The organism is Cellulomonas sp. P4_H4 (genome assembly GCF_056400865.1).
This window is the reverse complement of record NZ_JBFUKL010000003.1, coordinates 433,872-456,617: the sequence shown is the minus strand read 5'-3', so window position 1 is coordinate 456,617 and position 22,746 is coordinate 433,872. Positions and strand designations below refer to the sequence as shown.

The following is a 22,746-nucleotide window of genomic DNA, read 5'->3' as shown; positions in this document are numbered from 1 at the left end:
AGCGCACCCGTGCCCGCCCAGGTCGCGGCCTTGTCGCGCCGTCACATCGGCACCTGTCTCCACGGGGTTCCGCCGAACAGCGGACACGCAGGTTCGTAGGTGCGGTGCTGGAGGTACAGGTTCCACTCGCCCTGAGTGAGGTTGCGGCCGGCGAGCCGGCAGGCGATGTCGATCACGTGCTGCGGGCTGGAGTCCCAGGTGAGCACCTTCCCTCGTGGCTGGGCGATGACGAACGACTGCCCGCCCATCGGCCGTGCCGTGGCGACGTCGTCGCGACTGCCGGCGGTGAGGCTGCCCAGCTGGTCGAGGGTCTGCGAGTCCCAGAGGTCGACCACCCCGTTGCCCGTCGTGATGATCTTCGAGCCGTCGGTGCTGTAGGTCATCTCCCAGACGTGGTTTCTCGGGAACTGGCGCATCGGTGTGCGGTACTCGAGTCGCCCTTCGCGCAGGGCGGCGACGTCGATGACGCCCCACTGACTCTCGTTGCCGTAGAAGACCGCGAGCTCGGTGCCGTCGGGGGAGAAGGCCATCGTGGCCGGGAACCCGTCGAGACGAAGGTCCTGGATCGTCTCGGTCGGCAGATCCACCACGGCGAGCCACTCGTTGCTGCTCCATCGACGCACCAGCAGAGTGCGGTCGTCGGGACTGAGGAGGGGGTAGTCCCACTCCTCGGCGTTCAGCGCGGGTAGGACGATAGGCGGACCTACGACCTCGAGCGTCGTCGGGTCGATCCGCCAGACCGACTTCTTAGGGTCCACCGCCAGTACCAGCTCTGCGTCGCTCGTGAACGTCAGCCAGCTTGCCGGCGTACCGACCTTCCGCCGGACCGATGCTCCGGTGTCGGGGTCCCACGACTCCAGCCAGCGAACCTTCGTCGTCGGGTCGGTCTGCGCGCTGAGCACCATGCTCGAGTCGGGGCTCCACTCGAACTCGGAGGGCAGCCGGCCGGGAACTGCCGTCAGCGGAGTGAGGGCGCCCGTCGCGAGGTCACGGAACTGGATCGACTGCACCTCCGCACCGCTGCCGTACGACTGGTACAGCACCTTCGAGCCGTCCGGCGACGGGATGGAGCGTGCGAGGTCGAGGCCGGACGGTTCAGCCGAGAACGAGCGCCACCCGGGGAACCCGCGCGTCCCGTCCAGGTCCCACGCGAGAAGCATCCGGTCCGGTGCAACCGAGTACAAGGTGTGGCCGTCGGGGCTGAACGCCATGTCGGTCACCTCTGTGGTGTGCCCGAGGAACGACTGCACCTGACCACGGGTGGGGAGATCCCAGACCACGATCTTCCCGTCTGCGTAGCCTGCTGCGAGCCGATCGCTGTCCGGACCGAACTCCAGCGCGTTGACCCCCTCGGACTCACCGACGAGCGTGAACCGTCGCTCGAACGTCGCCGCGTCCAGGACGACCACCCCGTCGACGCCGGAACGAGCGAGTGTCGAGCCGTCCGGACTGAGGGCGACGATCGCCTCTCGTTCGCCCCGATACTCGGGAGTCGTGGCCAGCCTCCGTGCGCCCGTGTCGACGTCGAATGCGCGAAGGCTGTCGATGCCGGACCTCTGGGCGACATAGACGGTCTCCCCGTCCGGGCTGAGCAGAACCCGGCCATAGATCTCCGGCATGTCGATGCGCAGAACCGGTTCGGAGGGCTTGTCCGTGTCCCAGACCAGGGCCTCGTCGGTCCAGTTGTCTCTCCATGTGACGGCCGCGATCCGCGACCCGTCCTCGCTGAAGACCAGTGCGTCGCGATCCACCATCGAGCCGTCGGCAAAACCGCCCAAGGTCGCCACCTCCTCGAGCGACTGCGCGTCCAGGATGCGCACGGGGTGCGGGTCAGGGAGGTCGATGCTGCTCCCTGACGGGTCCTGGTTGACGACAGCGACGGCGAGACGCGTACCGTCCGGTGAGTACGCGAGAGTGAGCGCGGTGAGGTCGCGCCTTCCGCCCGTCCTCGTCAGGTCCTGCGCGTCGAAGGTCTCCTGACCTGGGACGTCGGCACCGATCGCGCTGGCGACCGCGACAGTTCGCCCGTCGGGGCTGACGTCGAGGAAGTTGCCCGCCCCATGGGCGATCGCGACGAGGTCTCCGGCTCGTTCGAGCACGTCGTGCAGGGCCGAGCGCGCTGCGAACGAGTCGTCGAGCCGCACGGCCTGCACGCCGAGCAGCACAGCGAGATCAGGTTCTGTCGTGGTCAGGGCTACGGCTGAGAGCCGGCGCGAGTCGGCGAGCCGCGCCTGGTCGTCGGCGATCGCTGCCTGCTGGGCGGCGATCCGCGCCTGGGCGTCGGACCGCCCCGCCGCGTCGACCGCGATGAGGCCCGCGACGAGAGCGGCGACGAGCATCGTGCCGACGCCCGCGAGCGCGAGCCGTAGCCGACGATTGCTGCGCGCTCTCGCCCTGAGCTCTCGATCGGCGTTGATAGCGGACGCATCCAGGAACGACTGCTCAGTCTCGGTCAGCTCCCCGTGGTGCGGGTCGGCCCACTCGGCCGCGGCGGCCAGGCGCACGCCACGGTAGAGCTCGCTGTCGGGCCGACCCAGAAGCTCCCAGCCCTCGGCCGCGGCGGCGAGGTGGCGGAAGACGCGTTGGCCCTCGACGTCGTCCTCGAGCCATCCCCTCAGCCGCGGCCACTCGCGCGCGAGTGCCTCGTGGGCTATCTGGACGTCCCCCTCGTCGCTGCTGACCAGGCGGGCAGCGGCCAGGAGGTCGATGAGTCGCTCGTGGGCCACGTCCAGAGCGAGCTTCTCGCGCGGTACGCGTGCGCGGACGGGTTCGCCGTCGTCGTTCGGCGCCACGAGCCGCAGGAACATCGCGCGAACCTGGGCTTGCTGCTGCTCGTCGAAACCGGCGTAGAGGTTCTCGGCCGACTGCGCGACGGCGTTGCGAATCCCTCCGGTGGCCCGGTACCCGTCGACCGTGAGCGTTGCACCCTCCCGCCGTTCCCACGTCTGCCGCAGCACGTGCGAGAGCATCGGCAGCGCTCCCGGCTCGCCCTCGACCTCGCGCACCAGGAGGTCGACGAGGCCCTGCTGGAGCCTCAGCCCGGCCAGTCGGGCCGGTCCCTCGATCGCCGCTCGCAGGTTGTCCTCGCTCATGGGGGACAGGAGGTACAGACCTCGCTCGACGAGCCGCGCGAAACCGGGATGCGTCGACAGCTCGCCGATGCGGTCGGCACGCAGCGAGATCACGACGGGCCCGCCGTACTCCGCGAGGCAGTCGAGGTAGGCCGTCCTCTGCGCCTCGTCGCCGCACAGGGTGACCGCCTCCTCGCACTGGTCGACGACCAGCACGGGGAAGGGCGGAAGCGACGGCAGGAGCGCCAGGGAGTCGAGCGGCCGGCTGCCCGGCGTCGTGACCAGGACGCTCGATCCCTCGCCCTGGAGCGTGGCGACGACGCCTGCCCGGAGGAGCGACGACTTGCCGATGCCCGACGGGCCCACGACGGACACGGTTCCCTGGGTGCGCAACCTGGACAGGCACGCCTCGATGTCGAGCTCGCGGCCGAAGAACGTCTCGGCGTCCTCGCTCTCGTACGGAAGGAGCCCGCGGTACGGGCAGACCAGGCGGCTCGGAAGCGCCTCCACACCGTCGAGCTCGGGATCCTGCCGGAGGATCGCCGCTTCGAGCGCGAGCAGCTCGGCGCCGGGGTCCAGCCCGAGCTCCTCGCGCAGCATCCGCCGTGCCCGGGCGAGCACGTCGAGCGCCTCGGTCTGCCGGCCCGACTGGTAGAGCGCACGGGCGAACAGGGCCCAACGGCGCTCGCGGTACGGCGCTTCCTTGACCAGTGCCCGCGCGTCCTCGAGGTTCGCGCGAGCCCGCCCGGCCGCGATCTCGGCCTCGACCCGAAGCTCCTGGGCGTCCATCCGCAGACCTTCGAGCCGCTCGGCCTCGGTGCGGCCGGGTTCCCAGTCCTCGAGATCGGCCAGCGCGCGACCGCGCCACAGCGCCAGCGCCTCGTCCAGCACGAAGGAGGCCCGGTCGGGGTCGTCGTCGGTGAGATGGTCACGCGCCCGCGAGAGCAGGTGCTCGAACCGGCGGGCGTCGATCTGATCGTCGTTGATGCGCAGGACGTAGCCGCCGTACGACGTGGTCTCGATGGCGTCCGGGCCGAGTTGCTTGCGCAGCCGGCTGATGCACCCCTGCACCACCTTCTGCCAGCTGACCGGCGGCTCCTGCGCCCAGACCGCGTCCGCCAGGACCTCCGTGTCGACCGACTCGTTGGCCCGGACCACCAGGACCTCCAGGACGACCCGGTCGCGCAACCCGTAGCCGTCGGCGCCACCGACGGTGAGGGGCCCGAGCACCTGGATGCTCACGGTCCGAACTCTCCGCCGCGTTCTCGAGGCGGTCAATCCCCGCGATACCGCCGTGATACCAGCGCGCGGGCGGCGTGATACCGCCGAGGCCCACAACGTTCTCAGTGCCGCCACCGGGCGGTGCCGACATCACGGAGGGCATCATGAAGAAGGGATTCAGCATCCTCGTCGCCGCAGTGGTCGCCGCGGGACTGTGCGCCTGTGGCCCGAGCTCACAGGAGACGTCGCCGGGCGAGGGGTCCGCAGCGACGCACGCCAGCCAGGTCCACGCGCTCCGCACCCAGCCGATCTGTCGCGCGCAGTTCATGTGCGCGGTGTGAGCCGGGTCGGCCGGGCGGGTGGAACGCGAGGACGCTCCCGTCACCGCTGGGGGGTGACGGGGGCGACCCGATGGGAAGCCCGTGTGCTTCTGGCTACGCTGCCGCCGGTCCGTCCGGGCCGGCGGCTCCAGGTACCAAGCCGAAGCAGGCGCCCGACGACTGGAGGCCTCGGTACAACCAGACCCCTGCCGCGCGCAATGCGCGGCCCCATCGGTTCCTCGGGGCATCGATCATGTTCACGAGGTCGCCCGTCGGGTGAGGTTCCTCGAAGCGGCCACGGAAGATCTCGCGACGACCGCGGTACAGGCTCACCTCGATCAGGAGTCCTTGCTGAGCCAACGAGGCAAGGTCGAGCGTCGTCAGGGTCGCGACCTTCGGGTAGGTGCGCGTCTTCGTGACGTTCGCCTGGTCGAGCTCGAACGTGGCAGTGGTTCCCTCGCACCTGACCGAGGCGCCCGCGGTGCTGAGGTCGTACAGGAGCTCAGCGACGGCGGTCGGGTCGAGCTGGCGACCGAGGATCCCTCCGGTCATCGCCGTCGAGGTGGGCAGGAGGTCGGACAGCAGCCGACATCGGCCCGAGCGCCCAGCGGAGCTGGGCTTCGTGCGCTTCGACGGGTAGGTGGGCTCCGCCTGGGATCCCATAGGCTGCGCTGCCTCCCTGCGCGCTGGCGTTGCAAGGTGCCGCCCGGTTGGCGGTTCTCACAGTCTGGCCACCCCGCGTGCCGTCGCCGTAGGGCGCATCGGCCCTATTCGTCGCCCCGACTTGGTCACCGTCGGTCGTGAGCCGACGAACAGAGGGGGCGTCGTCTACGCGTCCGCGGGCCGGCTCGGTTGGGTACCGGCCGCACCCGAGGCCAGCGGGACCCTCCAGGTCAGCAACGTCCCACCTTCGTCCAGCGGGACGGCGTCCATGGCTCCGCCCCGGCCGACCGCCCGTGCGGCGAGGTTGGCCAGCCCACTGCTCCGCGCCGCTGCACGGTCGATACCGATGCCGTCGTCCTGCACCTCGAGCCGGAAGTCACTGCCGATGTACACGCGCACGATGACCTCACGGGCACGTGCGTGCCGAGCGATGTTCGACAGCGCCTCCCGAACGGCCGCGACCACGTCCTGGCCGACGTCGTCCGGCACGGCCGCGGTGACGCCGTCGATGCGCAGCCGCGGAAGGAACCCGAGCGAGGCCCGGGAGCGGACGACCTCGGTGTCGATGAGGTGCCGCAACCCGCTCGGGGTCGCGCCGGCGCGCGCACTGAGGCGGAAGATCGTCGTGCGGACATCCTTGATGGTCTCGTCGAGGTCGTCCACGGTGCTCTCCAGGCGCGCTGCGATGTCGGGTCGCACAGCGTCCTGCGCAAGACCCTGGACATCGAGCCCGATCGCGAACAGCCGCTGGATGACCATGTCGTGCAGGTCCCGAGCGATCCGTTCGCGTTCCTCCAGGACAGCGAGCCGGGCACGGTCGGAGTGCGCCTCGGCGACGTCGAGCGCCAACGCCAGCTGCTCGCAGAAGCCGGCGACGCTCGGCAGGTCCAGCCGCGGTCCGGTCTCGTCGGAAGCACCGGGCCAGCAGATCGTCATCGCAGCCACCCACTGCTCTCCGCTGCGCAGCGGTGCCGCCAGTACCCACACCGGCCCCGGCATGCCCATCGCGCCACCATCGGGCAGTCGTCTAAGGACTGGCACGTCCCCGGCGAGCTCGTCGCTCAGGTCCGCCGGGACGTCGTCATGGAACCGGACGACGTCCGACTCTGCGACCCGGGCGACCGTGGCGCGGACCACCTCGAGCGCCTCGGCTCGAGGTAGCCCGCTGGTCAGCGCTTGGCTGCACGCGGCCGCCGCCTCGAGCCACAGCTCATGCTGCCGGGCGCGGCGGTACACACGCGCGTGGTCGACGGCTACGCCCGCAGCAGCTGCGAGCGCCAGAGCGAGCTGCTCGTCACGGTCGGTGAAGTCTGCGCGAGAACCGTCCGGCTCGTGCTTCTCGGTCAGGTACAGGTTCCCGAACACCTCGTCGCGGGAGCGGACGGGCACACCGAGGAAGGAGTCCATCGGTGGGTGGTGGGCAGGAAACCCCACGGACGCGGGATGCTCGGAGATCTCGTGCAGCCGGATCGGGTGCGGGCTGACCGTGAGGTGCCCCAGGACACCCTTGCCGGTGGGCAGCGGCCCGATCTTCTCGGCGGTGTCCGGGTCGATGCCACGGTGCACGAACTCCACCAGACCGCCGTGCTCGCCGACGACACCCAGCGCTCCGTACCGGGCGCCAGTCAGCCGACAGCCCGCCGCGACGAGGCGTTCCAGCACGGTCGCGGTATCGAGCGACGACGACAGCGAGACCACGGCGCCCATGAGCTCATCGAGTCCGTCGTCGCGCTTCATGCCCGAAGTATGCAGTGAACAGGACAAACGGCCCTACGACGCGAGCGTCCTCTGCTCGAAGGTTGGAGATTAACCTTTGGGGAGGTGCGTTCAGTGCGGGCCATGGTCGTGTACGAGACATCGTTCGGGAACACCGGTCTGATCGCCGAAGCCGTCTGGCGAGGCGTCGCCGAGCAGATCCCCGGTGCGCAGCTTCACCGGGTAGACGCGGCTCCTACGACGTTGCCCTCGACGGTCGAGCTGCTCGTCGTGGGCGGCCCCAAGCAGGCGTTCGGCATGGGCAGACCGTCTCGGCCCTCGACGCACAACCCAGACCACGCACGCGTTCCGATCACCACGACAACAGTGCTGCGGGAATGGCTGCACCGGCTGGAAGTTCCGGAAGGGCAGGTCTCCGCCGCCACGTTCGACACCCGCATCCATCTGCCGCTCGGGACCGGCACGGGTGCGCTGGGTGCGGTCAACCTGCTCCGGCGTAGCGGGTTCGAGGTGACCGGGGAAGCCGAGTCGTTCTTCGTGGACGGCATCAAGGGCCCGTTGCGCGAAGGGGAGCTCGAGCGTGCCCACGCCTGGGGCCGCAGCCTCACCGCGCTCCTGCTCGACGTCGCTCGGCGATGACCGGAGCCGCCTGAGCCCGCCATGCGGCACGAGCCCGGCCAGCGCGGGAGATGTCGTCGGCCAACGTGCGGCACCCCCGCCACCACATGGGCGACGGGGGTGCCACTGCTGCTGGTCAGACGCTCACGGGAGCAGCCATGAGCGACTGACTGTCAGACGTCGTAGTAGAGCTCGAACTCGTGCGGGTGCGGGCGCAGACGGATCGGGTCGACCTCGGCGGAGCGCTTGTAGTCGATCCACGTGGCGATCAGGTCGGGCGTGAAGACGTTGCCCGCCGTGAGGAAGTCGTGGTCGGCCTCGAGGCTGTCGAGCACCTCGCCGAGCGAGCCCGGGACCTGCTGGATGAGGGCGTGCTCCTCAGGGGGCAGCTCGTACAGGTCCTTGTCGACCGGCTCGGGCGGCTCGATCCGGTTCTGGATGCCGTCGATGCCGGCCATGAGCATGGCCGCGAACGCCAGGTACGGGTTCGACGACGGGTCCGGGACGCGGAACTCGATGCGCTTGGCCTTCGGGTTCGAACCGGTGACCGGGATGCGGATGCACGCGGAGCGGTTGCGCGCCGAGTAGACGAGGTTGACGGGAGCCTCGTAGCCGGGGACCAGGCGGTGGTAGGAGTTCACCGTCGGGTTCGTGAACGCGAGCAGCGACGGCGCGTGCTTGAGCAGGCCGCCGATGTACCAGCGGGCGAGGTCGGACAGGCCGCCGTAGCCCTTCTCGTCGAAGAACAGCGGCTCGCCGTTCTTCCACAGCGACTGGTGCACGTGCATGCCCGAGCCGTTGTCACCGAACAGCGGCTTCGGCATGAAGGTCGCCGTCTTGCCGTTGTTGTGGGCCACGTTCTTCACGACGTACTTGAAGAGCATGACCTTGTCGCCGGAGATCGCCAGCTTGTCGAAGCGGTAGTTGATCTCCTGCTGGCCGGCGGTGCCGACCTCGTGGTGCGCGCGCTCGACACCCAGGCCCAGGGCGTCCAGCTGCAGGCTGATCTGGTCGCGGATGTCCGCGAAGCCGTCGACCGGGGGGACGGGGAAGTAGCCACCCTTGTAGGGGATCTTGTGGCCGAGGTTGCCACCCTCCTCCTCGCGGCCGGAGTTCCAGGCCGCCTCGAAGGAGTCGATCTTGTAGAACGACTCGTTCTGCGCGGTCTTGAAGCGCACGTCGTCGAAGATGTAGAACTCGGCCTCGGGGGCGAAGAAGGCCGTGTCGGCGATGCCCGTCGACGCCAGGTACGCCTCGGCCTTCGCGGCGACCTGACGCGGGTCGCGGCTGTAGGGCTCGTCGGTGTACGGGTCGACGATGTGCATGTTGATGTTCAGCGTCTTCTCGACCCGGAACGGGTCGATGTAGGCCGAGCTGACGTCCGGGATGAGCTTCATGTCGGACTCGTGGATGGCCTGGAACCCGCGGATCGACGACCCGTCGAACATCTGGCCCTCGGTGAAGAACGAGGCGTCCAGGGTCGGGGCAGGGACGTTGAAGTGCTGCATGGTCCCAGGCAGGTCACAGAACCGGACGTCGACGAACTTGACGTCCTCGCTCTTGATGAACGCCAGGACTTCCTCTGGCTTGCTGAACATCCGCTGCTCCTCGGTCGGGTGAATCCCATCGGGTCGGGCACACGCAGGGTACGAGCGGCCCGTTTCTCCGTCGTGTATCGAATGTTTCGACGGTGTTACGACAGTCCGCCTGGTGTTACCTGTGCTCGACCCTAGCCCGATGGCCAGGCGGAAGACGCCCGCGTCCGAGGATTGTTCGCGCCGCCCGACCGGGTGATCTCGGCCGGGCGACGCGACGTTCCTCAGAGGATGAAGAGCATCTCCTGATAGGTCGGCAGCGGCCACAGCTCGTCGGCGACGAGCTCCTCGAGCGCGTCTGCGGCGGAACGCACCTCGGCCATCGCCGGCAGGAGAGCGTCGCGCGCGTGCTCCGCCTCGGCGAGGGCCGAGTGGCCCGCGTCGGCCGTGAGCGCAGCACGCAGCCCGGCGAGCCCAGCGCGCAGGGCGGCGAGCGGGACGCCGATCTCGTCGAGCGGCGCGAGGTCGGGCTCGACCCCGGCGGCCTTGAGCGCCCCGATGTTCAGGGCGATGTCCGTCTGGTGCTTGACGGCCGCGGGCAGGATCGCCGTGGTGCCGATCTCGAGCGCGAGGCGCGCCTCGACCCCGATGGTCAGGGCGTACTGCTCGAGGCCGATCTCGTAGCGGCTGTGCATCTCACGGTGGTTGAACACGCCGTACTTCTCGAACAGCTCCATCGCGGGCTCGGTGATGAGCTCGGGCAGGGCGTCCAGCGTGGTCTTCAGGTTGGCCAGCCCGCGCTGCTCCGCCTCGATCGGCCACTCCGTCGAGTAGCCGTCGCCGTTGAAGACGACGTTCCCGTGGTCGGTGATGATGTCGGTGAGCAGCGTCTGCACGGCCTGGTCGAAGTCCGTGCCGGCCGCGAGCGCGGTCTCGAGCTCGGTGGCGCAGTGGTCGAGCGAGTCGGCCATGATCGTGTTGATCGTGGTCATCGGCCCGGCGACGGTCTGCATCGAGCCCGGGGCGCGGAACTCGAAGCGGTTGCCCGTGAACGCGAACGGGCTGGTGCGGTTGCGGTCGCCGGGGTCGGTCGGCAGCACGGGCAGGGTGTCGACGCCGATGTGCATCACGCCCTTGCCCTTCGACGACGTCGCCGCGCCCTTGGCGATCTGCTCGAACACGTCGGCGAGCTGGTCGCCGAGGAAGATCGAGATGATCGCCGGGGGAGCCTCGTTGGCACCCAGCCGGTGGTCGTTCGTCGCGGACGCCACCGACACGCGCAGCAGGCCCGCGTACTTGTGCACGGCGCGGATGACAGCAGCGCAGAAGACGAGGAACTGGGCGTTGTCGTGCGGAGTGTCGCCGGGCACCAGGAGCGAGCCCAGCTCGCTGTTGCCGAGCGAGAAGTTCACGTGCTTGCCGGAGCCGTTGACCCCGGCGAAGGGCTTCTCGTGGAACAGGCACTCCATGCCGTGCTTCTTGGCGATCGTCTTGAACGTCGTCATCAGCAGCTGCTGGTGGTCCGCCGCGATGTTGCCGCGCTCGAACATCGGCGCGATCTCGAACTGACCGGGAGCGACCTCGTTGTGCCGGGTCTTGGCGGGGATGCCGAGCTTGAACAGCTCTCGCTCGGTGTCCATCATGAAGCCGAGCACGCGGTCGGGGATGGCGCCGAAGTAGTGGTCGTCGAACTCCTGGCCCTTCGGCGGCTTCGTCCCGAAGAGGGTGCGGCCGGCGTTGAGCAGGTCAGGACGGGCCAGGAAGAAGTGCCGGTCGACGAGGAAGTACTCCTGCTCGGGCCCACAGAAGGCGACGACCTTCTGGTTCTCGTGCCCGAACAGCGTCAGGATGCGCGCGGCGTGCTCACCCATGGCCTGCTGGGAGCGCAGCAGCGGCGTCTTGTGGTCGAGCGCCTCGCCGGTCATCGACACGAAGACCGTCGGGATGCAGAGCGTGTTCCCGTTCGGGTTCTCGAGGATGTACGCGGGGCTCGTGACGTCCCAGCCGGTGTAGCCACGCGCCTCGAACGTGTTGCGCAGACCGCCGTTCGGGAAGCTGGACGCGTCCGGCTCACCCTGGACGAGCGTCTTGCCCGCGAACTCCGCGAGCGACGTGCCGTCACCGACCGGCTCGAAGAAGCTGTCGTGCTTCTCGGCGGTCAGTCCCGTCAACGGGTAGAACACGTGCGCGTAGTGCGTGGCGCCCTTCTCCAGGGCCCAGTCCTTCATCGCGGACGCGACGGCGTCGGCGATCGCTGGATCGAGCATCTCGCCGTGGTCGATGGTCGCCATGACGGACTTGTAGACGGACTTCGGCAGACGCTTCTGCATCGCCGACTTGCTGAAGACGTTCGCACCGAAGATCTCCCCGGGCGCCTCGTCCCCGTTGAAGCTCACGGCGGGAGGAACGTAGGCCTCGACGTTCCAGATCGCCTCGCGACGGACGGCGTTTCCGCTCATTGGTACCCCTCAGGCACGACTCGGCACTCCGGTGTCTTCAGCGGAGCGAGTGGGCACAACCTACGAACAGCGCATACCGGGGACGTTTCGGGCTGATTGCCGTCTCGCTCCGTGCGCCTGTGAGTGGTACCGGCCCGTACCCTGCACTGGTGGCAGAACGGCGGGACATCAGCTCGTGGCTCGAGGGCGAACCGGCAGGGCGCGACCCTGCGGGGGGACGTGGCGAGCGCCTGGGGCTGAGCGCCTCCGGCTCGGGGTCGCTCGCACGGCTCGGGCGGCGCGTGGTGGCTCTGCTCATCGACTGGTTCGCGTGCCTCGCGATCTCCGCGGCGTTCTTCCCCGTGACGTCCGGGGGCTTCTACCTGACGCGCGGCAGCTCCCTGGCGACGCTCGGCATCTTCGCGCTCGAGAACGTCCTGCTCGTCGGGTCGATCGGCAACACCCTCGGCCACCGGATCGTCGGCCTGCGCGTGCGACGCGTGTTCGCGACGCCGAAGGGGGAGGTGGTCGACCCGGTGTGGGAGACGGCGGCACCCGGTTTCGTGAGTGCGGTCGTGCGCACCGTTCTGCTCTGCCTCGTCGTGCCCGCGGTCATCTGGGACGCCGACGGACGCGGGCTGCACGACCGGCTCGCGGGCACGGCCATCGTCCGACGCTGAGGCGTCAGAGGCGGGCGCCTGCCAAGGCAGACCCCGTTCGAACCACGCTCAGCCGACCAGCGTCAGCGCGGACCCTTGCGGTCCGGGCGGGCGCGGTTGGGGTCGACACCCTTCGGCATCGCGAGCTTGGCGCCGCCGAGCGCCGTGAGTCGCTTGTTGACCTCGGCGATCTCCTGCTTGGTGAGCTTGCCGCCGCGCAGCCGCTGGACGGCACGGGGGAGCTTGCGCAAGGGGATCTGGCCCTCGCCGTCGCCCATCTGCAGCAGCGTGATCGGCGCGCCGCCGACGACGCGTGCGGTGCGCTTGCGCTCGGCCTCGAGCAGCTTGTTGATCCGCGGCGCCGGACCCTCGCCGACGAGCACGACGCCGGGCTTGCCGACGCCCCGGAACACCAGGTCGCGGGTCTTCGGGTCGAACGCGGCGGGCTCCTCGGGGAACGTCCAACCGCGGCGGATGCTGCGCAGGGCCGAAAGCGTGGCGCCGGTCTGGCCCTCGATCTGCGCGAACGCGGCCTTCTCGACGCGGCGCGACAGGACGAACATCGCGGCCAGAGCCGCGAACGGGATGGCCAGCAGCAGCCAGAAGATCAGTGCGCCGGTGGCCAGGCCGACCGCGACGCCGACGGCGATGATCCCGATGAAGATCGCCAGGAGGATCCAGGTGATCGCAGGATCGCTCTTGCGGGTCATCTGGAAGACCTGCCACAGCTGGTGGTACCAGCGCTGCTTCTTGACGGGCGCTTCTGCGGAGGACTTGTCGCGGGCCATGGGTCGGAAGTCTACCGACGTGAAACCGTGCTCAGGACGTCAGCGGGCGAGCAGGCTCGCCGCCTCCTGGCGGGAGGTCGTCGGCTCGCTCAGGTGAGCCAGCGCCTCGGGGATCGGGCGACCGTAGCGACGCATCGCCTGCCCCCAGAGGCGTCCGGCACGGTACGACGAACGCACCAGCGGCCCGGACATGACGCCGAGGAAGCCGAGGCGCTCGGCCTCGGCCGACAGCTCGACGAACTCCTCCGGGCGCACCCAGCGGTCCACGGGGTGGTGCCGCACGGACGGGCGCAGGTACTGCGTGATCGTGATGAGGTCGCAGCCGGCCTCGTGCAGCTCGGCGAGCGCCTCGACGACCTCCTCGGTCGTCTCGCCCATGCCCAGGATGAGGTTGGACTTGGTGACCAGACCGGCCTCGTGAGCCCGCGTGATGACCGAGAGCGACCGGTCGTATCGGAAGCCCGGGCGGATCGTCTTGAAGATGCGGGGGACCGTCTCCAGGTTGTGCGCGAGCACCTCGGGCTCCGACGAGAAGACCTCGTCGAGCAGCTCGGGCGTCGCGTTGAAGTCGGGGATGAGCAGCTCGACGCCGGTGCCGGGGTTGACCGCGTGGATCTGGCGGACCGTCTCGGCGTAGAGCCAGGCGCCGCCGTCGGGCAGGTCGTCACGGGCGACGCCGGTGACGGTCGAGTACTTCAGGCCCATCGCCTGCACGGACGCGGCCACCCGGCGCGGCTCGTCGGCGTCGAAGTCCGCCGGCTTGCCGGTGTCGATCTGGCAGAAGTCGCAGCGTCGGGTGCACTGGTCGCCGCCGATGAGGAACGTGGCCTCGCGGTCCTCCCAGCACTCGAAGATGTTGGGGCAGCCCGCCTCTTCGCAGACCGTGTTCAGGCCCTCGCGCTTCACCAGGCCCTTGAGCTCGGTGTACTCGGGGCCCATCGTCGCGCGGGTTCGGATCCACTCGGGCTTGCGCTCGATGGGTGTCGCGGAGTTGCGTGCCTCGATGCGGAGCATGCGTCGGCCATCGGCTGCGATCGTCACGTCGGTCAGACTAACCCGCGGGCGACGCGAGGGCCGCAGGGGGAGTTGGACGTCACAGCGCCGGTACTGCGTCCAGCAGGGGTGCGAGGGCGTCGGCCAGGTGCCCGCGGACCAGCGGGGTCACCTCGGCGATGGTCACGCGGCGACCGACCTCGACGGACAGCGACGTCACGTCGGCGTCCGGGATCCCGCACGGCACGATGCGGTCGTAGACCGACAGGTCGGGCTCGCAGTTGAGTGCGAAGCCGTGCATGGTGACGCTGCGTGACACGCGCACGCCGATCGCGGCCACCTTGCGCTCACGCAACCCGCGCGCGGGGTCCGCGGAGAACCAGACGCCACTGCGCCCCTCGACCCGGATCGCCGACAGGCCGAGATCCGCGCAGGTGAGGATGAGGGCGTCCTCGAGGGCCCGCACGTAGCGGACGACGTCGATCGGCGCGGCCAGCCGGACGATCGGGTAGCCGACGAGCTGGCCGGGACCGTGCCACGTGATGCGGCCGCCGCGGTCGACGTCGACGACCGGGGTCCCGTCGACCGGACGGTCGGCCTTCGCCGTGCGCTTGCCGGCGGTGTAGACGTCCTCGTGCTCGCACAGCAGGACGGTGTCCTCACGGGTCCCGTCCGCGACGCCGGCGTGCACCTCGCGCTGCAGCTGCCACGTCGGCTCGTAGGGGAGCAGGCGCGTGCCCAGGTCGAGCTCGTCGAACCGCATGCGGTCAGGCTAACCCGGGATCCGCGGCGTCCGGCTCCGGCCGTGCGACGAGCGTCAGCAGCCGGCGCAGCTCGGCGACGTCTCGCTCGGACATGCCGCGGATCACCAACGACTCGGCGTGCTCGCGGTCCGACGCCACGGCGAGGGCAGCGCGGCCGGCGTCCGTGATCGACAGGACGAGGCGCCGTCGATCCTGCTCGTGCGGAGTCCGGGTGACGTAGCCGGTGCGCTCCATCCGGGCCACGACCCGGCTGGTCGTCTGCTCCGTGACACCGCACGCCGCGGCGAGCTGCCGCTGCGAGAGCGGACCCCTGGACAGGTGGACGAGCACGGGCAGGCTGGCGTGGTTGAGGTCCCAGGCGGCCAGGTGCGCGTCGAAGTCGCGTTCTACCCGACGAGCGGCCGCGGAGAGCAGCCTGCCCGAGGGCCAGTGCGCGGGGTCGGTCGAGGCCGGGTCGATCTCCGGCGTCATGCGGGTGCCTCCAATTTGCCGTTCGGAGGATTCGCCTCGATGATACTCAGCATGCTGAGTAATCGTCGGTCCACCGTCGTCCGTGCCCTGCTCGTCGGCGTCGCGCTGGTTGCCTGGCTCGCCGTCGGCTCGCTCGGCGGCATGGCCCAGGGCAAGCTCTCGCAGGTCCAGACGAACGACGCGGCGGCGTTCCTGCCCTCGTCGGCCGAGTCCACCCGGGCCGCGGAGGAGAGCAAGGCCTTCGTCGACACGCCGACCCTACCTGCGCTGGTGGTGGTGCAGCCCGCTGACGGCAGCGACGTCTCACCCGAGCAGCTGGCCGCCGTCCAGGAGTGGGCCGCAGGCGTCCCCGACCAGGCTCTGCCGGAGGGCAACGACGGCACCTGGTCCGACTACCTCGTCGGCGAACCAGCCGTCGTCCCGTCCGAGGACGGCGAGGCGCTCCTCGTCGCGTTCTCGCTGGACGCCGACAAGGCCGAGGACCTGCTGGCCGACGAGGCGGGAGTCACCGACTCCTTCGTCCTCGCGCTCCGGGCGTCGTTGGAGGACTCCCTCGGCGCCACCGCGACGTCGGCCGGCGACCTCGGTCTCCAGGCCTGGGTGACCGGTCCCGCCGGGTTCGTCGCCGACCTGGTCACCGCGTTCGGCGGCATCGACGGCGTCCTGCTGCTCGTGGCGCTCGGTGCCGTGCTGCTCATCCTCGTGCTGGTCTACCGATCACCGTTCCTGCCCTTCGTCGTCATCTTCACGGCGGTCTTCGCGCTCTGCCTGGCCGGGCTCGTGGTCTACCACCTGGCCAAGAATGGGACGCTCGTGCTCAACGGGCAGTCGCAGGGGATCCTCTCGATCCTCGTGGTCGGGGCGTCCGTGGACTACGCGCTCCTGCTCGTGGCGCGGTACAGGGAGGAGCTCGGCCGCGTCGAGCACCCCGCGACCGCGATGGGGCGTGCCCTGCGGGCGTGCGTCGAGCCGATCACCGCCAGCGCCGGCACCGTCATCGCCGGCGTGCTCTGCCTGCTCCTCTCGGACCTCGGCTCCGTGAGGTCGCTCGGACCGGTCGCCGCGATCGGCATCGCGTCGGCGCTGCTCGGCGCGCTGACCCTGCTGCCCGCCATCCTGCTCATCGGCGGTCGTCGGTCGCGGTTCCTGTTCTGGCCGCGAGCCCCCCACCCGCACGCGCCCGTCGCCCACCCCGTCGACCACGCCCACCTCGACCCCACGGCCGAGCCGGACCCGGCCGCCGGGAACGGGCTGTGGGCGCGCACGGCGAGGTTCGTCGGTCGCCGTGCGCGACTGGTCTGGATCGTCACGGCGCTCGCACTGTGCGTCGGTGCGGCGTTCCTGCCGACGTTCAAGGCGTCGGGTACCAACCAGGTCGACGTCTTCCTGACGGACGTGGACGCCGTCGCCGGCGAGGAAGTGCTCGTCGAGCACTTCCCGGCCGGTGCCGTGCAGCCGGTGATCGTGATCGTCGACGAGGCCGACGCGGCGGCCGTCACCGAGGCGGCCGAGGGCGTCGACGGGGTGTCGTCGGTGACGCCCTACACGGGTGCTCCGAGCGGTGCGCCCACGTCGGACGCTCCCGCGATCGTCGTGGACGGACGGGTGCGGCTCGACGTCGCCACGGAGGCCTCGTCGGACTCGCAGGCCGCCGTCGCGGTGGTCGAGGACCTCAGGACGGTCGTGCACGCCGAGAGCCCGCCCGCCGTGGTCGGGGGCGCCGCAGCCGAGACGTTGGACACCCAGGTCGCGAGCGAGCAGGACCTGCGGACGATCGTCCCCGTCGTCCTGCTGGTCATCGGCCTCATCCTCATGATGCTGCTGCGCTCGGTCGTGGCGGCCGCACTGCTCCTCGCCGCCAACGTCCTGTCGTTCGCAGCGGCGCTGGGTGTCGCGGCCCTCGTGTTCAACCACGTGCTCGGATTCCCCGGCGCCGACCCGGTCGTCCCGCTGTACGCGTTCGTGTTCCTCGTCGCGCTCGGGGTCGACTACTCGATCTTCCTGATGACGAGGGTGCGGGAGGAGGCGGTCACAGCCGGGACACGCACCGGGGTGATCCGTGCGCTCACCGTGACCGGAGGCGTGATCACCTCGGCCGGCGTGGTGCTCGCGACGACGTTCGCTGCACTGGGGATCATCCCGCTGCTGTTCCTCGCCCAGATCGCGTTCATCGTGGCCTTCGGCGTTCTGCTCGACACGCTCGTGGTCCGCAGCCTCCTCGTCCCTGCGCTCGTGCACGACCTGGACCACCGGACGTGGTGGCCCAGCGCGCTGTCTCGCCCGAAGCCGCACGGCCAGCACGCGTCCGGCGCCGACCTAGAGTGAGCGCCATGAGTGTGCTGCGCGTGGGACTGGTCGGGTACGGCGGGGCAGGGCGGGGCATCCACGCCCGTCTGCTGCGGGAGGCCGGCCAGCAGGTGACCGTGGTGGTCACGCGAAGCCGCGCCGAGCAGGTCGAGGCCGACTGGCCCGGCGCGATCGTCGAGCCGGACGTCGCGGGCCTCCTCTCGCACGCGGCGGACCTCGACCTCGTGGTCATCGCGAGCCCGACCGGCGACCACGTCGAGCACACCCTGGCTGCGCTGGCGGCCGGCCTGCACGTGATGGTCGACAAGCCTCTGGCCACCACCGCCGACGACGCCGAGATGCTCGCGTCACGAGGCGACGGCCGGCTCACCGTGTTCCACAACCGCCGCTGGGACACCGAGCAGCTCACGCTGCTGTCGTTGCTGTCCGAGGGTGCGCTCGGTGACGTGCACCGTTTCGAGCGTCGTTGGGAGAGGTTCCGCCCGGTGCCGCAGGACCGGTGGAAGGAGAACGACCCGCTCGCCGGGGGACTCCTGCTCGACCTCGGCGCACACCTGGTCGACTCGGCGACGCAGCTGTTCGGTCCGGTGCGGTCCGTCTACGCCGAGCTGCACGCCCGCAAGACTCCCGCGGTCGACGACGTGTTCCTCGCCCTCGTGCACGAGACCGGCGTGACCAGCCACCTGCAGGCCGGCGCCGTCGTCGGTGCGCCGGGTCCGCGCACTCGGGTCCTGGGCGACAAGGGTGCGTACCTCGTCACGAGCTTCGAGGGCGAGGCGTCCCCGTTCACGACGCTCGACGACGCCTACGAGGAGGCCCGTGGTCCCGGCGAGCCGGTGCACGAGGGCTGGCTGGTCCGGGGCGACGAGCGGACCGCTGTGCCTCGCGTCGGCGGCGGTCACGTCGACGTCTACCGCGCTGTGGTCTCGTGGGTCCGCGACGGGGGCCCGGTGCCGGTCGACCCGTTCGACGCTGCCCGGACCGCGCGGGTGCTCGATGCGGCGCTCGTGTCCGCCGACGAGGGTCGGGTCGTGCAGCTGCCCTGACGGGCGGCTTGTGGATGACCGCCGACGCTCCCGTCCCGCCTTCGCTTGGATGACGGGATGGAGGCAACGGTGGTGCCCGACGACGTCGAGGCCGCGCTCGCACGGCTTGGCCTGCGTGCGACGACCGCGCTCGGACATGACCGGTGGCTCGCGGTCGCGCTCGACGGGTCCGGGAACCGGCTCGAGCTCCAGACGCTGGACGCGGACGTGCGGGACGACGCGCTCGTCGCGCGGGTCGAGCGGCTGCGCGGAGTCCGGCACGACCACCTCGCGCGGCTCCTGGACGCGACCGAGGTGGCGCCCGGGCGCCTCGGGCTGGTGGTCGAGCACGTCGAAGGGCTGTCGCTCGCGCAGATCCGCGCGGCGCGGGCACCGCTGACCGACGGTGAGGCCGCGACGGTCGCCATACCGGTCGCGGGGGCGCTGGGTGCGCTGCACGACGCGTCCCTCGCGCACGGCGCGGTCGACGCCTCGACGATCCAGGTGCGCGCCGACGGACGGCCGCTCCTGCGCGACCTGCGCAGCGTCGTCTCGGGTGCGGGGTCGGCAGTCGAGGACCTCGCGGCTCTCGCGGCCGCGGTGATCGCACAGCTGCCCGGTGACGAGGTGCACCTGCTGGCGGGTGGCCTCGCGCTCCGCGACGCGCTGCTCGAAGCGCTCGCGCACCCCGCGGTCGATGCGGGGTGCGTGGTCGATGCGTGCTTCGGCGCTGCCGATCCCGAGCCGGTCCTGCTGCCCGACGCCGGGTCGCTCGCGTCGTCGGCACTGCTGTCGAGCGCGCGGCATGCGCCGCCGCTGCGCACGCGTCGTTCCGCACGGCGTCGGCTCCCCGTCCGCCTGGTCGTGCTGGCGTCGGTGGCGGTGCTCGCGTTCGGTGCGGTCGGCTGGCGGCTCCTGGGCGGTCCCGCCGAGCCCGTGAGCGCGCTCACCGACCCGCACGACCCGGTCGCGGCGGCTGTGGAGCTCAGCGCGCTGCGTACCGCGGTCGTCGGCGACGCGGACCCGGGCCGACTCGGCGAGGTCGAGATCCCCGACGGCCCCGCGCACACCGCCGACGTCGACCTGCTCGCCTCGCTCGACCCGGGAGGGGCCGGTGGCTTGGCGGTCGACGTCCGCGACGCCTGGTTGATCCCCGACGCGGGCGCCCGCGGCTCGACCACCGACGTCGCGGTCACGGCAGCGATGTCGTCGACCGCCGGCGAGGCGGCGCCGCGGACGGTCGTGCTGGGACTGCGCTGGACCGACGACGGGTGGCGCGTGTGGGACGTCACGGAGGACGTCGACTGACCGTTCAGCCGCCCGCGGCGATCCACCGGGCGACGCTGGTCAGGTCGGGGTGCGTCGGGACGAAGCCGTCCGCGGCCAGGACCGTGGGGACCGCACGGTTCGAGCCCAGCACCTCGGACGAGAAGTCGCCGAGCACGGCGCGCAGCGCGAACGCCGGCACGGGGACGACCGCGGGCCGGTGGAACGCACGCGCGAGGGCGCCCACGACGTCCGCGTTGCGGTCCGCTGCCGTCACGAGGTTCACGGGACCGCGGACCTCGGACGTGAGCAGGTGCTCGATCGCTCGGACCTCGTCGGTGAGCGAGATCCACGGCCAGAACTGGCGTCCGTTGCCGAACCGGCCCCCGACACCGAGCTTGACGAGCGGCAGGAGCTTGCCGAGCGCGCCGCCGTGGGAGCTCAGCACGACCCCGGTGCGCAGGTGCACGACCCGCACCCCGGCGTCCCGGGCGGGTGCGGTGGCGGCTTCCCACTGGCGCACCACGCCGGCGAAGAACGTGGTGCCGAGCGGCTCGTCCTCGTCGAGCACGTCGTCGCCACGCGACCCGTACGCGCCGATCCCGGACGCCTGCAGGAGGGAGCGTGGCCGGTCGTCGAGGTCCGCGAGCGTGCGGGCGAGCAGTCGGGTGGTGTTGACGCGGGACGAGACGACCAGCCTCTTTCGCGCCGCCGTCAGAGGTCGCGACCCCGGGTTGACCCCTGCGAGGTTGATGACCGCGTCCGCCCAGGCGAGGTCCGACGGTGCGAGCCGGCCGGCGTCCGGGTCCCACCGGATCTCGTCGGGACTGCGCGTCTCGCCGCGCACGAGGGTGCGGACCAGGTGGCCGTCACGGCGCAGCTGAGGGACCAGGGCGCCCCCGATGAACCCGTGCGAACCCGCCACCACCACCTGCATGCGGACACACTACGTTCGGCCCGAGTGCTCGGCCGGACGAGATCCTGAGGATCTGCCAGGCGAGACGCCGCGGCCCTGCTCCCGGGTGGGGAACAGGGCCGCGGCGTTGGTCGCGTGGGGCGTCAGAGACCGACCTCGGCCTCGAACGCACCCTCCTCGAGGCGAGCCTTGACGGCGCTCAGGTAGCGCGACGCGTCGGCTCCGTCGACCAGGCGGTGGTCGTAGGAGAGCGACAGGTAGCACATCGAGCGGATCGCGATGACCTCGGCGCCGTCGGCGTCCTGGATCACGACCGGGCGCTTGACGATCGCACCCGTGCCGAGGATCGCCGACGTGCCGCCGGGGACGATCGGCGTGTCGATGATCGCGCCCCCAGAGCCGGTGTTGGTCACCGTGAAGGTCGCACCGCTGAGCTCGTCGGGCGTGACCTTGTTCTGGCGGGTACGGCCGGCCAGGTCGACGATCTTGCGCGAGATGCCGGCGAGGTTCAGGTCGCCCGCGTCGCGGATGACCGGGACGAGCAGACCACGCTCGGTGTCGACGGCGATGCCGACGTTCTCCTCGCCGTGGTACGTGATCGTGTTGCCCTCGAGCACACCGTTGATCTTCGGGTAGGCCTTGAGGCCCTCGATCGCGGCGAGGACGAAGAACGGCAGGAACGTCAGGTTGACGCCCTCGCGAGCGGAGAACTCGCTCTTCGCCTTGGCCCGGAGACGGGCGATCCTGGTGACGTCCACCTCGACGACCGTGGTCAGCTGCGCCTGCGAGTGCAGGGCGTCGACCATGCGCTCGGCGATGATCTGGCGCAGCCGGCTCGCCTTCTCGGTCGTACCACGCAGCGGCGAGACCGTCGCGGCGGCGGTCTTCGGCGCGGCGGCAGGTGCTGCGGCGGGCGCTGCGGGTGCCGCGGCGGCCTTGGCGGCAGCCTCGGCCTTCGCAGCGGCCTCGAGGACGTCCTCCTTGCGGATGCGTCCTCCGACACCGGTGCCCGCGAGCGTCGCGACGTCGACACCCTTCTCGGCCGCGAGCTTGCGGACGAGCGGGGTGAGGTAGCTGCCGGACGCCTGAGGTGCGGCGGCGGGAGCCGGTACGGGCGCCGGGGTGGCCGGGACCGGAGCGGGCGTCGCGGGGACGGGTGCCGGCGCGGCCGGCTCCTGCGCGGCCGGCTCCTGCGCGGCGGGAGGCTCAGGAGCGGACTGCGGCTCCTGAGCGGGCTCGGCAGCGACCGGCTCAGCGGCCGGGGCGGGCGCAGCCGGTGCGTCGGCGGCCGGTGCCGAGGCACCGGACCCGATGACGGCGAGCACTGCGCCGACCTCGACCGTCTCGTCCTCCTGGACGAGGATCTGCTGGAGCGTGCCGGCGAACGGCGACGGGATCTCGGTGTCGACCTTGTCGGTGGAGATCTCGAGCAGCGGCTCGTCGACCTCGACCGAGTCGCCGACGCTCTTGAGCCAGCGGGTCACGGTGCCCTCGGTCACGGACTCGCCCAACGCGGGGAGCGTGACGTTCTCGCCGGCGCCACCGGACTCGTCGGCTGCCGAGGCGGCGGGGGCTGCGGCCGGCTCCTCGTGCTCCTCGACCGGCTGCTCGGCAGGGGCTGCCTCGGCCGCAGGCTCCTCGGCGGGCGCCTGCGCGGGAGTCTCGGCCTCGGCCTCGGCGGCCGACGAACTCTCGTCGGAACCGGAGTCGGAGCCCGAGTCAGCACCGGCACCGGAGCCCGAGCCGATGACGGCCAGCGTGGCGCCGACCTCCACCGTCTCGTCCTCCTGGACGAGGATCTGCTCGAGCACGCCGGCGAACGGCGACGGGATCTCGGTGTCGACCTTGTCGGTCGAGATCTCGAGCAGCGGCTCGTCGACCTCCACCGTGTCGCCGACGTTCTTCAGCCAGCGGGTGACGGTGCCTTCGGTGACGGACTCACCGAGGGCGGGCAGCTGCACGTTGTCGGACATGA

17 protein-coding genes are annotated in these 22,746 nt (G+C 70.9%); 6 read left to right on the top strand and 11 right to left on the bottom strand.

Annotated features, from left to right (window positions below):
• Positions 1 to 41: 41 nt before the first annotated feature.
• Positions 42 to 4,313: an nSTAND1 domain-containing NTPase gene (locus AC1DPN_RS12185; RefSeq protein WP_477085002.1), complete on the bottom strand. Its 4,272-nt coding sequence runs from the start codon at positions 4,311 to 4,313 to the stop codon at positions 42 to 44.
• A gap of 143 nt (positions 4,314 to 4,456) precedes the next feature.
• Here AC1DPN_RS12185 and AC1DPN_RS12180 point away from each other — a divergent pair, with 143 nt between their 5' ends.
• On the top strand, positions 4,457 to 4,633 hold the full coding sequence (locus AC1DPN_RS12180; protein WP_477085001.1) for a hypothetical protein: 177 nt from the start codon (positions 4,457 to 4,459) through the stop codon (positions 4,631 to 4,633).
• Between the two features lie 93 nt (positions 4,634 to 4,726).
• Here AC1DPN_RS12180 and AC1DPN_RS12175 read toward each other — a convergent pair whose 3' ends face one another.
• Complete coding sequence (locus AC1DPN_RS12175; RefSeq protein ID WP_477085000.1) at positions 4,727 to 5,275, bottom strand: hypothetical protein; 549 nt, start codon at positions 5,273 to 5,275, stop codon at positions 4,727 to 4,729.
• 165 nt (positions 5,276 to 5,440) lie between these two features.
• The gene (locus AC1DPN_RS12170; protein ID WP_477084999.1) at positions 5,441 to 7,012 is read right to left on the bottom strand and encodes a GAF domain-containing sensor histidine kinase; all 1,572 of its coding nucleotides are present in this window, start codon (positions 7,010 to 7,012) and stop codon (positions 5,441 to 5,443) included.
• Between the two features lie 102 nt (positions 7,013 to 7,114).
• On the opposite strand from AC1DPN_RS12170, the gene AC1DPN_RS12165 reads away from it, so the two are divergent.
• The gene (locus AC1DPN_RS12165; RefSeq protein ID WP_477084998.1) at positions 7,115 to 7,630 is read left to right on the top strand and encodes a flavodoxin family protein; all 516 of its coding nucleotides are present in this window, start codon (positions 7,115 to 7,117) and stop codon (positions 7,628 to 7,630) included.
• 152 nt (positions 7,631 to 7,782) lie between these two features.
• Here the strand turns inward: AC1DPN_RS12165 and glnA are convergent, their stop codons facing one another.
• Together glnA and AC1DPN_RS12155 are read right to left on the bottom strand one after the other, a co-directional pair.
• Positions 7,783 to 9,207 carry a type I glutamate--ammonia ligase gene (gene glnA, locus AC1DPN_RS12160; protein WP_477084997.1) on the bottom strand — a complete coding sequence of 475 codons (1,425 nt, stop codon included), beginning with the start codon at positions 9,205 to 9,207 and terminating at the stop codon, positions 7,783 to 7,785.
• Between the two features lie 221 nt (positions 9,208 to 9,428).
• Positions 9,429 to 11,603: a glutamine synthetase III family protein gene (locus tag AC1DPN_RS12155; protein ID WP_477084996.1), complete on the bottom strand. Its 2,175-nt coding sequence runs from the start codon at positions 11,601 to 11,603 to the stop codon at positions 9,429 to 9,431.
• 149 nt (positions 11,604 to 11,752) lie between these two features.
• Here AC1DPN_RS12155 and AC1DPN_RS12150 point away from each other — a divergent pair, with 149 nt between their 5' ends.
• The gene (locus tag AC1DPN_RS12150) at positions 11,753 to 12,262 is read left to right on the top strand and encodes an RDD family protein (protein WP_477084995.1); all 510 of its coding nucleotides are present in this window, start codon (positions 11,753 to 11,755) and stop codon (positions 12,260 to 12,262) included.
• A 62-nt stretch (positions 12,263 to 12,324) separates the two neighbouring features.
• Here the strand turns inward: AC1DPN_RS12150 and AC1DPN_RS12145 are convergent, their stop codons facing one another.
• Genes AC1DPN_RS12145 through AC1DPN_RS12130 form a run of 4 tightly spaced genes read right to left on the bottom strand, consistent with a single transcriptional unit; the run spans position 12,325 to position 15,257 of the window.
• Positions 12,325 to 13,029: a DUF4191 domain-containing protein gene (locus AC1DPN_RS12145; protein ID WP_477084994.1), complete on the bottom strand. Its 705-nt coding sequence runs from the start codon at positions 13,027 to 13,029 to the stop codon at positions 12,325 to 12,327.
• A gap of 39 nt (positions 13,030 to 13,068) precedes the next feature.
• A complete protein-coding gene (gene lipA / locus AC1DPN_RS12140) occupies positions 13,069 to 14,070 on the bottom strand; it encodes a lipoyl synthase (protein ID WP_477084993.1) in 1,002 nt (333 codons plus the stop codon).
• A 52-nt stretch (positions 14,071 to 14,122) separates the two neighbouring features.
• On the bottom strand, positions 14,123 to 14,785 hold the full coding sequence (lipB, locus tag AC1DPN_RS12135; protein ID WP_477084992.1) for a lipoyl(octanoyl) transferase LipB: 663 nt from the start codon (positions 14,783 to 14,785) through the stop codon (positions 14,123 to 14,125).
• A 4-nt stretch (positions 14,786 to 14,789) separates the two neighbouring features.
• Positions 14,790 to 15,257, bottom strand: a complete 468-nt coding sequence (locus AC1DPN_RS12130; protein ID WP_477084991.1) for a MarR family winged helix-turn-helix transcriptional regulator — start codon at positions 15,255 to 15,257, stop codon at positions 14,790 to 14,792.
• A gap of 39 nt (positions 15,258 to 15,296) precedes the next feature.
• Between AC1DPN_RS12130 and AC1DPN_RS12125 the strand changes: the two genes are divergently transcribed.
• The 3 genes from AC1DPN_RS12125 to AC1DPN_RS12115 are packed head-to-tail and all read left to right on the top strand — an operon-like array spanning position 15,297 to position 19,897.
• Positions 15,297 to 17,582 (top strand): MMPL family transporter, encoded by a 2,286-nt coding sequence (locus AC1DPN_RS12125; protein WP_477084990.1) that lies wholly within the window; start codon positions 15,297 to 15,299, stop codon positions 17,580 to 17,582.
• Positions 17,583 to 17,587: 5 nt separating this feature from the next.
• Positions 17,588 to 18,610 (top strand): Gfo/Idh/MocA family protein, encoded by a 1,023-nt coding sequence (locus tag AC1DPN_RS12120; protein ID WP_477084989.1) that lies wholly within the window; start codon positions 17,588 to 17,590, stop codon positions 18,608 to 18,610.
• Positions 18,611 to 18,667: 57 nt separating this feature from the next.
• Entirely contained in the window at positions 18,668 to 19,897 is a 1,230-nt protein-coding gene (locus tag AC1DPN_RS12115) for a hypothetical protein (RefSeq protein WP_477084988.1), read from the top strand.
• 4 nt (positions 19,898 to 19,901) lie between these two features.
• Here the strand turns inward: AC1DPN_RS12115 and AC1DPN_RS12110 are convergent, their stop codons facing one another.
• Both AC1DPN_RS12110 and sucB read right to left on the bottom strand, forming a co-directional pair.
• Positions 19,902 to 20,792: a TIGR01777 family oxidoreductase gene (locus AC1DPN_RS12110; protein ID WP_477084987.1), complete on the bottom strand. Its 891-nt coding sequence runs from the start codon at positions 20,790 to 20,792 to the stop codon at positions 19,902 to 19,904.
• Positions 20,793 to 20,914: 122 nt separating this feature from the next.
• On the bottom strand, positions 20,915 to 22,744 hold the full coding sequence (gene sucB / locus AC1DPN_RS12105; RefSeq protein ID WP_477084986.1) for a 2-oxoglutarate dehydrogenase, E2 component, dihydrolipoamide succinyltransferase: 1,830 nt from the start codon (positions 22,742 to 22,744) through the stop codon (positions 20,915 to 20,917).
• Positions 22,745 to 22,746 lie beyond the last annotated feature (2 nt).

Excerpts from the sequence above, each read along its gene's own strand:
- AC1DPN_RS12175 (WP_477085000.1), bottom strand. The coding sequence starts at position 5,275 with ATGGGATCCCAGGCGGAGCCCACCTACCCGTCGAAGCGCACGAAGCCC.
- AC1DPN_RS12130 (WP_477084991.1), bottom strand. The coding sequence starts at position 15,257 with ATGACGCCGGAGATCGACCCGGCCTCGACCGACCCCGCGCACTGGCCC.
- AC1DPN_RS12110 (WP_477084987.1), bottom strand. The coding sequence starts at position 20,792 with ATGCAGGTGGTGGTGGCGGGTTCGCACGGGTTCATCGGGGGCGCCCTG.
- sucB (WP_477084986.1), bottom strand. The coding sequence starts at position 22,744 with ATGTCCGACAACGTGCAGCTGCCCGCCCTCGGTGAGTCCGTCACCGAA.
- AC1DPN_RS12180 (WP_477085001.1), top strand. The coding sequence starts at position 4,457 with ATGAAGAAGGGATTCAGCATCCTCGTCGCCGCAGTGGTCGCCGCGGGA.
- AC1DPN_RS12115 (WP_477084988.1), top strand. The coding sequence starts at position 18,668 with ATGGAGGCAACGGTGGTGCCCGACGACGTCGAGGCCGCGCTCGCACGG.
- lipB (WP_477084992.1), bottom strand. The coding sequence starts at position 14,785 with ATGCGGTTCGACGAGCTCGACCTGGGCACGCGCCTGCTCCCCTACGAG.
- glnA (WP_477084997.1), bottom strand. The coding sequence starts at position 9,207 with ATGTTCAGCAAGCCAGAGGAAGTCCTGGCGTTCATCAAGAGCGAGGAC.
- AC1DPN_RS12125 (WP_477084990.1), top strand. The coding sequence starts at position 15,297 with ATGATACTCAGCATGCTGAGTAATCGTCGGTCCACCGTCGTCCGTGCC.
- AC1DPN_RS12170 (WP_477084999.1), bottom strand. The coding sequence starts at position 7,012 with ATGAAGCGCGACGACGGACTCGATGAGCTCATGGGCGCCGTGGTCTCG.
- AC1DPN_RS12120 (WP_477084989.1), top strand. The coding sequence starts at position 17,588 with ATGAGTGTGCTGCGCGTGGGACTGGTCGGGTACGGCGGGGCAGGGCGG.
- AC1DPN_RS12165 (WP_477084998.1), top strand. The coding sequence starts at position 7,115 with ATGGTCGTGTACGAGACATCGTTCGGGAACACCGGTCTGATCGCCGAA.
- AC1DPN_RS12155 (WP_477084996.1), bottom strand. The coding sequence starts at position 11,603 with ATGAGCGGAAACGCCGTCCGTCGCGAGGCGATCTGGAACGTCGAGGCC.
- AC1DPN_RS12145 (WP_477084994.1), bottom strand. The coding sequence starts at position 13,029 with ATGGCCCGCGACAAGTCCTCCGCAGAAGCGCCCGTCAAGAAGCAGCGC.